15 protein-coding genes are annotated in these 14,610 nt (G+C 50.8%); 7 read left to right on the forward strand and 8 right to left on the reverse strand.

What is annotated here, in order from left to right; translation table 11 throughout:
* Positions 1-931 precede the first annotated feature (931 nt).
* The 7 genes from HFP08_RS20170 (at position 932) to HFP08_RS20200 (ending at position 10,134) form a co-directional block, all read left to right on the forward strand.
* Entirely contained in the window at positions 932-2,293 is a 1,362-nt protein-coding gene (locus tag HFP08_RS20170; protein ID WP_168122409.1) for a glycoside hydrolase family 140 protein, read from the forward strand.
* Between the two features lie 451 nt (positions 2,294-2,744).
* A complete protein-coding gene (locus HFP08_RS20175; protein WP_168122410.1) occupies positions 2,745-3,416 on the forward strand; it encodes an aspartate/glutamate racemase family protein in 672 nt (223 codons plus the stop codon).
* Complete coding sequence (locus HFP08_RS20180; protein ID WP_168122411.1) at positions 3,416-5,527, forward strand: beta-galactosidase; 2,112 nt, start codon at positions 3,416-3,418, stop codon at positions 5,525-5,527. The genes HFP08_RS20175 and HFP08_RS20180 overlap by 1 nt, the downstream gene beginning before the upstream one ends.
* On the forward strand, positions 5,497-7,872 hold the full coding sequence (locus HFP08_RS20185; RefSeq protein ID WP_168122412.1) for a glycoside hydrolase family 95 protein: 2,376 nt from the start codon (positions 5,497-5,499) through the stop codon (positions 7,870-7,872). The genes HFP08_RS20180 and HFP08_RS20185 overlap by 31 nt, the downstream gene beginning before the upstream one ends.
* Before the next feature lie 49 nt (positions 7,873-7,921).
* Positions 7,922-8,899: an LLM class flavin-dependent oxidoreductase gene (locus tag HFP08_RS20190; RefSeq protein WP_168122413.1), complete on the forward strand. Its 978-nt coding sequence runs from the start codon at positions 7,922-7,924 to the stop codon at positions 8,897-8,899.
* 190 nt (positions 8,900-9,089) lie between these two features.
* Entirely contained in the window at positions 9,090-9,485 is a 396-nt protein-coding gene (locus HFP08_RS20195; RefSeq protein WP_168122414.1) for a VOC family protein, read from the forward strand.
* Positions 9,475-10,134 carry a carbohydrate-binding family 9-like protein gene (locus HFP08_RS20200; RefSeq protein WP_168122415.1) on the forward strand — a complete coding sequence of 220 codons (660 nt, stop codon included), beginning with the start codon at positions 9,475-9,477 and terminating at the stop codon, positions 10,132-10,134. The genes HFP08_RS20195 and HFP08_RS20200 overlap by 11 nt, the downstream gene beginning before the upstream one ends.
* 509 nt (positions 10,135-10,643) lie before the next feature.
* On the opposite strand, the gene HFP08_RS20205 is transcribed toward HFP08_RS20200, so the two are convergent.
* The 8 genes from HFP08_RS20205 to HFP08_RS29765 all read right to left on the reverse strand — a co-directional run bounded on the left by HFP08_RS20205 (position 10,644) and on the right by HFP08_RS29765 (position 14,471).
* Positions 10,644-11,345, reverse strand: a complete 702-nt coding sequence (locus HFP08_RS20205; RefSeq protein WP_168122416.1) for a class I SAM-dependent methyltransferase — start codon at positions 11,343-11,345, stop codon at positions 10,644-10,646.
* A gap of 100 nt (positions 11,346-11,445) precedes the next feature.
* Positions 11,446-11,691 carry a hypothetical protein gene (locus HFP08_RS20210; RefSeq protein ID WP_168122417.1) on the reverse strand — a complete coding sequence of 82 codons (246 nt, stop codon included), beginning with the start codon at positions 11,689-11,691 and terminating at the stop codon, positions 11,446-11,448.
* Positions 11,692-11,781: 90 nt separating this feature from the next.
* Positions 11,782-12,267: a hypothetical protein gene (locus HFP08_RS20215; RefSeq protein ID WP_168122418.1), complete on the reverse strand. Its 486-nt coding sequence runs from the start codon at positions 12,265-12,267 to the stop codon at positions 11,782-11,784.
* Positions 12,268-12,272: 5 nt separating this feature from the next.
* Entirely contained in the window at positions 12,273-12,548 is a 276-nt protein-coding gene (locus HFP08_RS29760; protein WP_168122429.1) for a histidine phosphatase family protein, read from the reverse strand.
* Between the two features lie 211 nt (positions 12,549-12,759).
* Complete coding sequence (locus HFP08_RS20225) at positions 12,760-13,044, reverse strand: hypothetical protein (RefSeq protein WP_168122419.1); 285 nt, start codon at positions 13,042-13,044, stop codon at positions 12,760-12,762.
* On the reverse strand, positions 13,034-13,423 hold the full coding sequence (locus HFP08_RS20230) for a hypothetical protein (RefSeq protein ID WP_168122420.1): 390 nt from the start codon (positions 13,421-13,423) through the stop codon (positions 13,034-13,036). The genes HFP08_RS20225 and HFP08_RS20230 overlap by 11 nt, the downstream gene beginning before the upstream one ends.
* Positions 13,424-13,457: 34 nt before the next feature.
* Entirely contained in the window at positions 13,458-13,754 is a 297-nt protein-coding gene (locus tag HFP08_RS20235; RefSeq protein ID WP_168122421.1) for a hypothetical protein, read from the reverse strand.
* A 342-nt stretch (positions 13,755-14,096) separates the two neighbouring features.
* Positions 14,097-14,471 (reverse strand): VanZ family protein, encoded by a 375-nt coding sequence (locus tag HFP08_RS29765; protein WP_168122430.1) that lies wholly within the window; start codon positions 14,469-14,471, stop codon positions 14,097-14,099.
* Positions 14,472-14,610 lie beyond the last annotated feature (139 nt).

Here is a 14,610-nt window from a genome sequence, read left to right on the forward strand (position 1 = left end):
ACCTTCCTCATGCTTGCGAGGCTGCTTTGCTCTGCAAAGCTGTAGGTCGAACATCGCGGAAAGATTTCGCACAGTGGCTTTGACGGAGTCAAGTGTGGCGACAAGCGTGGAAACAGGCGGGAGAGTGCTAACGAAACTGGATAACGTTAAGAGCATAAAAAGGCATCCTATGTAAATCTAACGAAGATCCATCGTCTTATTACATGGTTTTGGGCAGCAATCATGCTCTTATTAATGAAATAACGATGTGAATCTTCGTTAGATTCACGCAGGCGTGTGATTCAGGCATTTAACGTTATGAGTCTTCGTTAGGAGCCCATGGTCGGAGAGAATCAAATGCCATTAAGGAAACGGATTGTACGACAGGCTGCTCAGCTTGCGACTGCAGCGGACTTTTCGCCACTTAGAAGCTCTTTTTAACTAGGGCGTGTCTGAACACTCCGAGGGTAACAGATTTTGCCGAATTTCAGTTCCATGCAAGGAACTTTTGTGAAGGCGTACCGGGAGTACGTCAAGCAAAAGGGACGAAGCAGGGGGTGGAAAGGCGGTGAAAGATGCCCCCGAGCGGGTTTTCAGACACGCCCCAGCACAGAATTTAACGGCCTTTTTTGAGGCTGTCTATTAATTGTGGACAGTTTTGCAAATTGCTCCTCAGATGACATCAGATCGTAAAAATTGATCTGAAAGGTTAATTCGGAAACAAAATATTGTTGTCCACATTAAATCGACAGCATCATTTTTTCTTCTTGGCTGGTTAATCCGTTGTTTTTTTCGTTCGCTTGGTAGGTTAAGAGGATAAAAGTCAATCCCTCTGGTATGAAGGTGTTTTAGAGCAGGTTACTGCTATCAAAGGACGCCGCTAGGCATTTTTCTCAGAGATAAGTGATCGTGTTTAGAGGGCAATTGACGGGAAAAGCAGGAGGTTTGCACGTTGGAGCATAAAAAACCATGGACTCATGGAAAGCTTGTTGTAACGGAAAACGGGCGGTATGTGCGCCATGAGGACGGAACGCCGTTCTTCTGGCTGGGTGACACGGCATGGCTGCTTCTGAAGAGAACGACGAGGGAGCAGGCGCTTGTCTATCTGCGCGACAGGAAAGAGAAAGGCTTTAACGTGATCCAAATCATGCTTGTGCATGATTTGGAGTCGAAGAACGCATACGGCAGAACGCCGTTCCACGAACTGGACTTGAAGCGTCCCGATGCGGAATCGTCCAATGACGTGGAGAGCTACTGGTCCTATGCGAATGAGGTGATTGAGTTGGCGGAGCGCGAAGGGCTTTATGTCGCGCTTGTTCCTGTATGGGGAAGTGTAGTCGAGCATTATTCGCCCGATGCCGAGGCGGCTGAGCGGTACGGTGAATGGCTTGGGCAGCGCTATAAGGATCGTCCGAACGTGATTTGGCTGAACGGAGGGGACATTCGAGGAAGCGATTATACGGATGTATGGCTTCATCTCGGCCGCGTATTGCGCAGGACCGCCCCGAATCATTTGATGACGTTCCATCCGTTCGGACGGTCGCAATCCTCCGCCTGGTTCCATCAGGAGGAATGGCTCGACTTCAATATGTTTCAGTCGGGGCATCGCAGCTATCAGCAGATGGAGGAGGACAAGCCCGACACGCTGGCCGGCGAAGACAACTGGCGCTTTGTGCAGACGGATTGGGCGAAGACTCCGGCGAAGCCAACAATCGATGGAGAGCCTTCGTACGAGGATATTCCGCATGGCCTGCATTTTCCGGACGCTCCCAGGTGGACGGCGGACGATGTGCGCCGATATGCCTACTGGGCCGTATTCGCCGGCGCTTTCGGTCATACGTACGGACATAATTCGGTGATGCAATTTCATACGGCTGATCGGGGCGTCGGCGCTTATAATTGCACGAGGAGCTGGACTGAAGCTCTGAATGATGAAGGCGCGAAGCAGATGATCCACTTGAAGCGGCTGGCGCTGTCGAGATTATGCGAGGATCGAATGCCCGACGAGGCGGCGATAGACGGCGATCCGGGCTTTCGTTATGATCGGCTGTTCGTGCTTCGGAGCAAGAGCAGTTTAATGGCCTACACCTATACAGGGCGGACGTTTACATTGCGGCTGGGCTTGATTTCCGGAGAACGCGTATCGGTCTGGTGGTACAATCCCCGCACGGGCGAAAGCGAACATGCGGGCGAGGCGGCTAATAAAGGAGTGCGTGAATTCATACCGCCGACGGCGAGCTCACCGGGCCGCGATTGGGTGCTAGTGCTGGACGATGCGGATCGGGGCTTCGCGGCTCCGGGGCAGCTTGACTGAAGGTAGCGGGTACTGGCGAGGCGGTCGATGAACTGTGGATCACCAACCTGTAGATCACCACAGCCAGTATCGCTTTTAAGACTGCAGCGCAGAAAAACAGCGCAAGGGCGCCCACGGTCACGCCGTGCGAGCCTGCAGCGCTGAAAAACAGCGCAAGAGCGCCTGTCGTCACGCCGTGCGAGCCTGCAGCGCAGAAAAACAGTGCAAGAGCGAGCGCTCGCCTTGCAGCCCCTTCCACAATGACCCGCCAGCCTCATCGGCGGCCTCTAGTTTCCGCTTCTCTGTGGCTTTGTTCTTTTTCATATATCCGTACAACTCATCGATTGCATGAATCCTGGCGCTTAGTCCGAAATTCAAAGAAAACTCATTAGAAATGAACGCTGTATTTCAGCAGCGCTGCCACTACACTTAGTAGAAAAGACAGCGCTTTCTAACAAGGAGGAACCAAGACATGGATACGGTAGTTGCGATATACACGGGACAAGGTCTGTCCGAGCCGCTCAAGAAGCAATTCGACGAGCTGCTGCCGGATGTGCGATTGGTCAATATTATCGACGACAGCTTGATTGCCGAGGTGGTGCGCGAGGGAGAGGTGACGCCGGGCGTGAAGCGGCGTCTTCTGCAATATTATCAGAACGGCGCGGATATCGGCGCGTCGATTATTCTCAATACATGCTCTTCCGTGGGCGAGGTAGCCAGCGCCGCGCGGCCTTTCCTGAACATACCGCTAGTGAAAATCGATGAAAGCATGGCGCTGGAAGCGGTTGAGCAATACCGCTCCATTGGCGTTCTCGCAACGCTGCCAACGACGCTTCAGCCGACGATGCGGCTGCTGCGGCAGCAGGCCGAGCTGCGCGGCAAGTCGGTGCAGCTCGTCGACGGCCTTGCCGCCGGAGCCTATGACGCTCTTGTTGGCGGCCGGCCCGAGGAGCATGACCGTATCCTCATGGAGACGGCGATTCGCGTTGCGGAGCAAGCGGATGCGCTTGTGCTGGCGCAAGGCTCTATGGCTAGAATGGAAGCGCAGCTAGCGGAGAGGATCGGCAAGCCGGTGCTGTCGAGTCCGCGCCGCAGTGTGCTCGAAATCAAGCGTTTGCTGGAAGCGCGAGGGATGGATAGCTGATGTTTACGAAGAGCTTGCCCAAGATTATGTACGGGGGAGACTATAACCCGGAGCAGTGGCCGCGCGAAATTTGGGATGAGGATATGAGGCTGTTCCAGCTCGCGGGAGTTGATATCGTTACGCTTAACGTGTTCTCGTGGGCGCTTAATCAGCCGGATGAGCATACGTATTGCTTCGAATGGCTGGACGAGATGATGGATAGGCTTCATGAGCAAGGGATCAAGGTCTGTCTCGGCACGTCGACCGCCGCGCATCCCGCATGGATGGCAACGCGGTATCCCGATGTCACGCTGGTCGAGCATGACGGCCGCAAACGCAAATTCGGCCGCAGACATAATTCATGTCCGAACAGCCCGACCTTCCGTCTATATTCGGAGCGAATGGCCCGCAAGCTAGCGGAGCGGTATAAGGATCATCCCGCGTTGCTGCTGTGGCATGTCAACAATGAGTACGGCCTCAGATGCTATTGCAATAATTGCGAGAAAGCTTTCCGCGTATGGCTGCGGAATCGTTACGGCACGCTTGAGAAGCTCAACAGCGCCTGGTATACGAGATTTTGGGGCCATACCTTCTACGATTGGAACGAAATCGTGCTGCCGAGCGCGCTGAGCGAGCATATGAGCTCGAGCAGTCCGGATGCTACCGCCTTCCAAGGCATCTCGCTCGACTATGACCGCTTCAATTCCGATGCCATACTATCTTGCTACAAGCTGGAGCGGGACGCCATCAAGAGCGTGATGCCGAATGCGGTCGTAACGACCAACTTTCAAAGCAACGGCACTTATAAGCCTCTCGATTATTTCAAATGGGCGAAGGAGCTTGATGTCATCGCGCTCGATATGTACCCTGCCGACGATATGACCCCTGGCCGTATGGCCATGCGTTATGATCTGATGCGAGGCTTGAAGGGCGGAGATCCGTTCATGCTCATGGAGTCTTGTCCGACGCAGCTGAACTGGCGTCCCCGCAATGCGGTGAAACGTCCCGGCGTGAACCGTCTATGGAGCTATCATGCCGTCGCACGCGGGGCGGATGCGGTCATGTACTTCCAGCTGCGCCGCTCGCTCGGCGCCTTCGAGAAGTTCCACGGCGCCATGATTGATCATGCCGGACATGAGCATACGCGGGTATTCCGGGAATGCGCGCAGATTGGCAAAGAGCTTCGGAAGCTTAACGACAGCTTGCTTGGGGCTCGCTCCCCTGCGCGCGCGGCCATTGTGTTCGATTGGGAGAACTGGTGGGCGATCGAGCATTCCAGCGGGCTTACGGTGGATTTGCGTTACGTGGCAGAGATCGAGAAGTATTACGAGGCTTTCTATAGCCGCAATATCCCGGTCGACATGATTGGCGTGGAGACGGATCTGGAGGGGTACGACATTGTGGTCGCTCCGGTGTTGTATATGGTTCATCCAGGCTATGCGGCTCGGCTGGAGACTTTTGTCGAGCGGGGCGGAACGCTGGTGTCCACCACATTCAGCGGCATCGTGAACGAGAATGATCTGGTCACGCCGGGCGGCTATCCCGGCGAGCTTCGCGAGCTGCTCGGCGTGTGGGTGGAGGAGATTGACGCGCCGATGGAGCATCAGAGGAACCGCGTCATGATGAGCGGACCTTTGGGCGAGCTGGATGGCTCCTACGACTGCGGCGTGTTATGCGATGTCGTTCATGTCGAAGGGGCGGAGGCATTCGCCGTGTTCGAACGGGACTTCTATCAAGGGTTCCCCGCGCTTACGCGGAATCGGCGCGGATCTGGCGAAGCCTGGTATGTTGCCACCTCGCCGGAGCAGGCCATGCTGAGCGGTCTCATCGGACATCTGTGCGAGTCTCGCGGCATCCGGCCAGTTTTGGCAACGCCTGCGGGCGTGGAGGCTGCTGTTCGGGTCAGTGACAGCCAATCCTATCTGTTCCTGCTGAATCATACGGAAGCGGATGCGGAGGTACAGCTTGGCTCTGATTCGGGAGCCTATATCGATTTGTTGAGCGGCGAGAGTCATGAGGGAAGCCTGTCGCTTCAGGCGCAGGATGTCCGAATCTTGACTCGAGTCGATTCACCATCCAACTTAATGGAGGAGCTGAACCAATGGAAGACAATGCAAGAGACAAGGCGATGAAGCTGTGGTATCGGCAGCCGGCTGATGAATGGGTCGAGGCTCTGCCGATCGGCAACGGACGTCTTGGCGGCATGGTCTATGGGGGCATCAAGCGCGAGCAGATCGCGCTTAATGAGGAGACGCTATGGTCCGGCACGAAGCGGGAAGCGGAGCGGGAGGAGCCTTTGCGTTATTTGGAGGAGAGCCGTCAGCTCATCTTCGAAGGACGGTACAGCGAAGCCCAGACGGTAATCGAAGAGCATATGCTGGGCCCGGCGGGCAATGCGTTCCAGGCTATGGGCGATTTGGACCTCGTCATGAACCATTCATCAACTGTGGAAGACTATCGTCGCGAGCTTGATTTGCGCACCGGAATATTCCGTGCCGACTATGAGGCGAACGGTATACGTTATAAGCGCGAGGTCTTCGCGTCGGCGGTCGATCAAGTGATGGTCGTGCGACTCGAAGTTGATCGTCCGGGAGCCCTCGGGCTGGAAGCGGCGCTGACGAGCCGTCTCCAATACAGCATCAGGAAAAGCGGAATCGACAAGCTTGTCCTTGGCGGCGAAGCGCCGAGTCTGCTGGACCATGAGAAGGAGTTTTCTCAAGATACGGTCATTTACGAACAAAATAAGGGAATCCGATTCCAGGTCCATCTACTGGCTATTCCTGAAGGCGGACAGGTCGAGGCGCATGGCGGTAGGCTTGTCGTGCAGAGGGCGAATGCGGTAACCCTGCTTCTATCGGCAGCGACAAGCTTCAATGGCTTCGACCGGGATCCCGCTCTGGAGGGGATGGATCCGCGTCCGCGCTGCGAGGGATGGTTGGAAGCGGCGGCGAAGAGGGGCTATGCGGAGCTTAAGGAGCGCCATATGGCGGATATTGCGCCATTCTTCGACCGGGTGTCGCTGGAGCTCGATGCGCCAAGCCGCGATCACTTGCCTACCGATGAACGGATTGCGATGGTGAGGGCGGGCGAATCGGACGAGAGGCTGACGGAGCTGTTCTTCCAATTCGGCCGCTACCTCATGATCAGCGCCTCGCGTCCGGGCACGCAGGCAACTACGCTGCAGGGCATCTGGAATAACATGACGAAGCCGCCGTGGTCTTGCAATTATACGACGAATATTAATACGCAGATGAATTATTGGCCGGCCGAGGTTTGCAATCTTGCGGAATTTCATGAGCCGTTGTTCGAGCTGCTCGAGGACCTGCGCATTGCGGGGGCTCGAATGGCGAAGGCCTATTACGATTGCAGAGGCTGGGCGGCTCATCACAACATTGATCTATGGCGCAATACGAGCCCGTCCCAAGGCTCGGCAAGCTGGGCGTTCTGGCCCATGGGCGGCGTATGGCTGTGTCAGCATTTGTGGGAGCATTACGCCTACGGCGGAGATCGGGATTTCCTTCGCGATAAGGCCTATCCGATAATGAAGGAAGCGGCGCTATTTTGCCTGGACTATTTAGTGGAGGATGGGGAAGGGAATCTTGTCTCCGTGCCGTCGACCTCTCCGGAGAATACGTTCATTGTGGAGGATGGACAGCGTTCGGCGGTAAGCATGAGCTCGACGATGGATATTGCGCTCATGCGCGAGCTGTTCGCGAACTGTATCGAGGCGGCGCGTATATTGGAAGAGGATGTTTCGTTCAGCGATGAGCTGCAAGCCGCGTTGAAGCGGCTGTTGCCGCTGCGCATCGGCCGGCACGGTCAATTGCAAGAATGGTACCGCGATTTCGACGAAGCGGAGCCGGGCCATCGCCATACCGCTCATCTCTATCCGCTGCATCCCGGCAACCAGATTACCGTTCGCGGCACCCCGGAGCTGGCCAAGGCTGCAAGAGTCAGTCTCGATCGCCGCCGCGTGTACGAGGGAGAGGATACGATCGGCTGGTGCTATTCGTGGAATATCAGCATGTACGCTCGTCTGGAGGATGCGGAGACGGCGCATGCGTATTTGACCAAGCTGCTCGGAAACCCATTCCCGAATCTATTCAATGCCCATCGCCATCCCAAAATCACCTTCTATCCGCTTACCATCGAAGCCAACTTTGCGGCCTCGGCAGGCATTGCCGAGCTGCTGATGCAGAGTCATGCGGGGGAATTGCATCTGCTGCCGGCGCTGCCAAGCGCATGGCCCTCCGGACGAATCAGCGGCATTCGCGCTCGCGGCGGCTATGAGCTCGATCTGGCATGGAAGGATGGCAGGCTCGAGAGTGCTTCTATTCGCGCCTCGCAGACTGCGCGCTGCCTGGTACGGACGTCAGCGGCGATTGCAGTTGATGGCGCAGAGTGGGAGAAGGTAGAGGAAGACGTTATCGCCTTTCATGCGGAAGCTGGCGGGAGCTACATCATTCGTGGAATGTAGGGCGGGGTTGTTACTGAATCGGTATTATTTCTGATCTCGGGGTGATACGATGAAGTTGAAATTTCGCGTGTTTGCGGATTTGCCAAGCGATAGAAACTCTCCGATCGAACTCATAGAGCATGTTGCGAAGCTGGCGGAGAACTACGGTTATGAAGGCGTATTGATTTTCTTTGGCCGTAACACTCTGGATCCCGTATTATTGAGCTCGATCGTGCTGAGGCATACCTCGAATTTAATTCCGCTCCTGGCTGCCCAGCCGTATTATGCTTCGCCTGTCCAGATGGCAAGAATCATCGAGTCCATCTTCTTGCTTCATAATCGGAAGATCAATTTGAATATGATCACGGGAGCGGATCCCGGCGAGCTGAATGAAATGCACAATACTCTGGATCACGGAGATCGATATAAGCGGGTTGTCGAATATGTTCAGGTGCTGAAAGCCATGCTCATGTCCGAGAAGAAAATCGCCTTTCAGGGTGACTATTATTCATTTGCCGCTCTTACTCCTCATCCGGTGCCGCCCGAATATATGCCGAAAATATGTATGGCAGGCTCATCCCCAGCCAGCATCGAAGCAGCCTCGCAAGTAGCCGATGTCGCGATTTCGCATCCCGAGCCGATTGGGCAATTTGCCCAAAGTCCGATTTTAAGGCTCAGAGGCAAGGCGGATATCGGCATGCGCATCGGAATCCTGGCAAGGGAAACCAGGGAAGAAGCCTGGCGGGCGGCGCATGCCAAATACAAATTGGATCATAAAAGTCTCGTTGTCGCGAGAATGAAGCTGCGGTCCGAATCTTCCTGGAACAAATCCCTTGCCCAGTTGGCGCTGCAAGCGGAAACGCACGATGACGTCTATTGGTTGGGAGGCTTTCTCGGCGGGGACGCAGCTCCGATATTGGTTGGAGATTATGCGAGTGTCTCCGGTTATTTGCGTAAGTACGCGGAGTTAGGCGTCAACACCTTGTTATTGGATTCCTATGCGGAAGAAGACTTCTACCATACGGACAAAATTATTGAACCGCTATAGAATGGATGAATGCTCGACAGATGAATACTCGACAAGCGTATTTGTGCGTTTAACCGATTGGCCGCTTCTGTTAAAATAACATTGCATCGTATCCATTTGTAATTTCGGATGCCTGAATATGGATGCATTCTGGCGTGGTTAGAAAAGGCCATGAAGAAAAAAATGACAAATCTTGTGGAGGTGCTTCATCGTGGGAAGACCGGTGCATTTCGAAATTCATGTCAATGATATGGAGCGAGCGAAAACATTTTACGGCACGGTGTTTGGCTGGACGTTCGAGGATTGGAGCGAGTATGCAGGCACGCCGTATTACGGCGCGGTGACGGGCGACGCGGAGCAAATGGGCATTAACGGCGCTCTGATGCAGCGCCGGGGACCGGGGCCGATGCCTGCACAGCCGCTGAATGCCTTCGCCTGCACACTGGGCGTCGAAAGCTATGACGAGACGGAAGCCGCGATTCTGAAGCATGGAGGACAGCTCGCTATGCCGAAGTATGCTTTGCCGGGCATGGCGTGGCAGGGCTATTATCTGGATACCGAGGGCAATCTGTTCGGCATCCATCAGCCGGATCCGAATGCGAAGTAACGCGCACGAGATGACGACGACTATTCCGCGCGCTCAATTATCGGATCAAGGGGTATGGGCGAACCATGAGGACGGCGTACAATTGGCTATCGCGCATTACCTCTGGATGCAAGGTGAACACGGACCGAAAGCCGAAGCCTCCTTATCCTGCACGCAAGAAGAGCTGCAAGTGAGTCTGCGGGCGTATGAAGCCGATCCTTTGGCGCGATATACCGAACATAACGCTCATGTCTACAAGGACAGCTGTCTGGAGTTTTTCCTTCAGCCTGCTCCTGGAGAGGATGCCCGTTATTTGAATCTGGAGTTTAACGCGGAGGGGACGATGCGGATCGGAATCGGAGCTACTCGGAATGATCGTGTTTATCTCGAGTTGGACGAGCTGCCGGCTTTGCCTATCCGCGCGAGCAAGAATCTGCTTGACCAGGAGACTGGGGAAACGTATTGGGAGGTCTGCTTCCGGCTCCCGCTGAGCTGGCTTGAGAGCTTGTTTCCCTCTTTCCGCCCACGCCCCGGAGCGAAGATGCGCGGCAATCTGTACAAGTGCGGCGACGAAACCGACAGTCCTCATTACGGGAGCTGGTCAAGAGTTCAATCCGAAACCCCAGACTTCCATCGCAGCGAGGACTTCGGCTGGCTGTTCCTGGGTTGAAGCTGCATGTAGAAGAACCGACGACCGCTTGAGGTTGTCGGTTCTTCGAGGCGCTTGCCTCTTTCGGCCAGAGCTAGACGTCGTGCTCACGCTCAAGATTATCCCAATCGATGCCCTTCAAGCCTTGTTGCTTGAACTGTTATAAGCGATTGACCAGCCTGTTGCTTACAAAGCTGCTTAGCCCTGCAAAGTTGCAGGTGTAACATCGCGAAAGACCTTGATAAAGAAGCCTGGATGGAGCCAGGCGGAACGCTAACGAAACCTGATAACGTTAAACCTATAAATAGGCATCATTTTCGATTCTAACGAAGATTGATCGTCTTATTCCATCGTTTCGGGTTGAAATTATGCAGACCTTGATGAAATAACGATACCAATCTTCTTTAGATTCACGCAAACTGGACACTCAGGCGTTTAACGCTATGAATCTTCCTTAAGATATGATGGTTGGAAAGAATAGAGCATGGACAGCGACTGGAGGCGTCCTGCTTCTCAAGGAATTTCCTCCTTCATTTCTTTGCTACAAAAGTAATACAGTCTGTCGTTAATGCAACGGGCTGCCCGTTTCTCTCGATGTCATATGCCAGCGGTTTGGTCCATCGCTTTTGAATCTCCCATCCTTCATAACTGGTATCTAGCAGCTCCAGCATTCTGTCCGTAGTAAGATTAATTTCAAACATAGGATCTAATGGCTCGCTTGTCCCCACGCCGACCTCAGAAATATTGGAGCCGATGATGATGATGTTCACGCCATTTTGTGCCGTTCCAAGCCTCATTTCATGAAGCTTCCTCGCTAAAGCATCTTCCGAGCTAAGATGTTCCAACGTCGAAACAGCGATAATCATGTCATAGTGGCTTTGTTCAATTTCGAAATGCTCAATATCGGACAGTCGCGTCTCAATAAAGGCTTGCACGCCATATGCCTCACTATTGATGCGCAATTTCTCAATTGCGGATTCCAGCAAATCGACGCACATAACCTTGCCGCTTCGATGCTTCATGGCCTCAGCGATGGGGATGCTGTTCCTCCCAATTCCCGAACCCAGATCAAGAACCTGAAGATCCTCATACCCTTCGAACTGTTCCAAAATATCGAGCACGCTCCGCACAGGCTTATGCAGCCATGAACCAGCCTCAAACAGCTTGTATTGCTCATAGCAAAAATCGTGATACTTCTTTTCCTCCGAGCGTATGAGTTCCACTCTGTTCACTTTGTTCACCTCATATCCTCGGTTCTAATGATTCTTATTCTTCGATGATATCAATTTCATTATCAACGCTTTCTGTTTTATATCTTGCATGTTCTGATCATTATTTATTTTTCTGCGGGAATCCATATGCAAGCAATAAAAAACCTAAGAAGAAAAAGAACCAGACAAAAAAATTATCAAAGAAACTTTGATAGTGATATGTTCTATCGGAACCAGTTCCATGTGACGCATAACCAGCGGCTTGTAATGCAGCAGATAGCTTTTCAACTATTCTTTCAGTTGTGTAGATCAATGCGCTTACAATCATAAATATGGCTCCCAAAATCTTATTCACATGATTACCCAAATCTTTCAACTCCCTGAGAAATATTAATGTTAAGATCTAAAACACAATCTGGTATCTACGAATCTTCTTCCAGCGGAATATGCTCCCCTGCTATTTCACTTCGAATTCATTAAGGTTGCTAGATGATAAGTCAAATTTATCAGTCTCCTCTCCATTTCTGACCCAAAAGATTGCTCTAGTCTTTATTTTATATACCCCTGGCTTATCTATTTTAAATTCATAATATTCTTTGCTTCGGTGTTCTTCGCCATTATTTCTATACTCAGTTTTAGGCTTCAATTCATCTAAATATCCAATATCATCTCTGTATAGAATATTATGATCTTGTTTAACAAGGTTTCCATCACCATCATAAATCTCATAGGTAAACATTCCAGCACCATGTGAGATATTCCACTTTTGATTAGAATTATTTTTCAAAAATCCAGTGATTTGAAAAGACTGACTAACTTTTACGCTTTTCAATTTATCACTACCAACTTCAAACATATTTGCATTTGGATTGATTTCTTTGGAACACCCACTCCAAACAGACAATAACAATATTGCCAGTGTAATTAAAATCACATTCTTCATTGATTTTATATCTCTCCACTTCTGTAAGGTTGTCCGGCTGAATTCGAATAGTCTTGTGCCTGCTTGCTTAGCGGAATCGCCAATTGGAGGTATGTATTGAGAATCGTGAGTGCTTCTATTCCACATCTCAACAAAATCTTGGAAGATCTGTTCGGCAGCTCTCCCCAGTTAGCCCGCTCTCGTAGTCTTGAGTCAACGGTAATGGGTATTTTTCTATCCCCTGCTACGTGTTTCGCTGTCTCAATCGCTCTTCGGAGCGGACTCGTAACGATAGAAGAGATGGGATCTCCGCAAAATACAGAGCAGTGGCTTTCGCCTGCAAGATACCTTTAGAGGTTATCGGCACGTCACCTGTTGCCTTTTCTTTAATGGCATGTCTGACGAGATGAACGGTAACGCTCATGGGTGATTTCCTCCTCAAGAGTTGGCATTGTTTTGCGGCGCAGTCCAACCGTCTATGGAGCACTTCCCAACTATTTCTGGCATTCTACATCAAGGCCGATAAGCTTCCTCGAGCAAAACGACTTTATCCCCCACCAGGCTTAGGCGGAAAAGTCGGTCTGTAATATCTTCTTGAACAAATTGCTGATAGTCGGCTGGTTTTAATTGCGCGCCATCGAGAACAAAGATTAATGTGTCCGAAGTAAGCTCGTATTTCTCGTTTTCAATCTCTGCATTTCTGATATAGAAATTATTATTCAAAGAGCCTGCGTTTGCTTGATTATCTTCGGTGGCAGCCTTTTGCGCGTCTTCTCCGGAAAACCACTCATGAAACAAACGTCTGACCATCTTCCACCGTTAAGCCATTTGCAAAAGCTAATTTCCTTGATACCTGAGGAAGATTGTAGATGAGGCTTGTCAATTTGCTGATGCTGTTGGTTATTTCGCTTGATTGAATTTCATGTTCCTCATCCATATCTTGTTTGGTCTGCTTTTCAGTTTCGACGAGGCTCCTTATTTGATCGGCATGATTGGTGATTTGCATCTTAGCTACATTCAACTCTTCAGACAAAGCAGTCAAGCTTGCGGTCTCCACAGTCTCGATAGCTGAATTCGGTTGCTTCCATTTCTGAATTTGAACCAGGCTGTAAGCATTTAAGGACAAGGATACTGCTAATAAAACGCCAATTATCAGAATGCTTTGCTTCAGGTTCAATGCATACTCTCCCCTCTTTTTTGTATGGCGAGGTTTAAGGGCCTGTCCCTGCGCTTCTAACTGACCAGAAAGTCCAATGCCGCTTCAAATAGAAAACATTGATTTCATCCCTCGTCTGAATATCTTCATAGCCCTTCACATCATACAACTGCCCGTATTCTTCATCGTGATGATTGGTTTGATTAATATCGACTCGAATGGCGCTGACGAAATGAAGTCGAAGGAATAGATATCTTCTGACCGTTAAATTCGCCGAAAAGAAGGAAAGGATAAATAATGCAGTCAAGCCGATCAAAAATAACCTTAAAAGATGCTTCTTTGTTACTTTCATGGTTCACCTCGCGTTTCCTAAATGCTCATCCAGAAAGGAACGGATAATAAGCCTAATGAAATGATGGTATACGTTCTTGTGGTGTACTTATCGAGTTTTCTGTTCATATCGGATTTGTACCATCCTTTAAACTGAAAGTAGTTTCGGTACAGCACAAGGAACAAGAGAATAGACCCGAATAGGAATGTGATTCCAATTTCTGTTGATTCCCCACATATGATTTGATAAACGAACTGTTGTAACTTTCCAAGTAGAAATAGAGTCAGACCCAGCAAAACGAGTAAACGCAGTAATTCCAATACGAATGACAGGAGTTTAACCAATAGAGTTCCATGTCCTTTCTTAACTATAATTCGAGGAATTCTTCTTCAGATTACTAAGTAGGGCTTGCATTATCAGATAAACAAGGATTCCACCGGAGCTATTCATCATTACGTCATCAATATCTAGACTGCCATAACCGGAGTAGTACTGGGAAATTTCTATGATTAAGTTAATGCCAATAAGCGTTGCTATGAAGATGCTGTATGCTCTACAACGTTTGGATATAACGGGCAAAATGACTCCTAAGGGCATAAGCATCAAAAAATTCCCAATGAGATTCATGAACCAAGTATGATCACTATAATGGTCCTTATTGTTTATAAATTGTTTAATTGAATCAAACGGGATAAGATTGTATGTTCGATTCCCGGGATAATGAATTCGGTCTAGAATTAAATATTTATAGACTCAACTTTCGCAGAGTCAAAATGGTCATTACAGGTTTGAAGCCGAATGATTAGTTGACTTGACGCCATAGAAAAACACCGCTTCATTTGGTAAAGTGAAGGTGTCGAACAATCACTACCATACA

Origin of the sequence: Paenibacillus sp. HB172176, assembly GCF_011947265.1 — a bacterium.
Lineage (GTDB): Bacteria > Bacillota > Bacilli > Paenibacillales > Paenibacillaceae > Pristimantibacillus.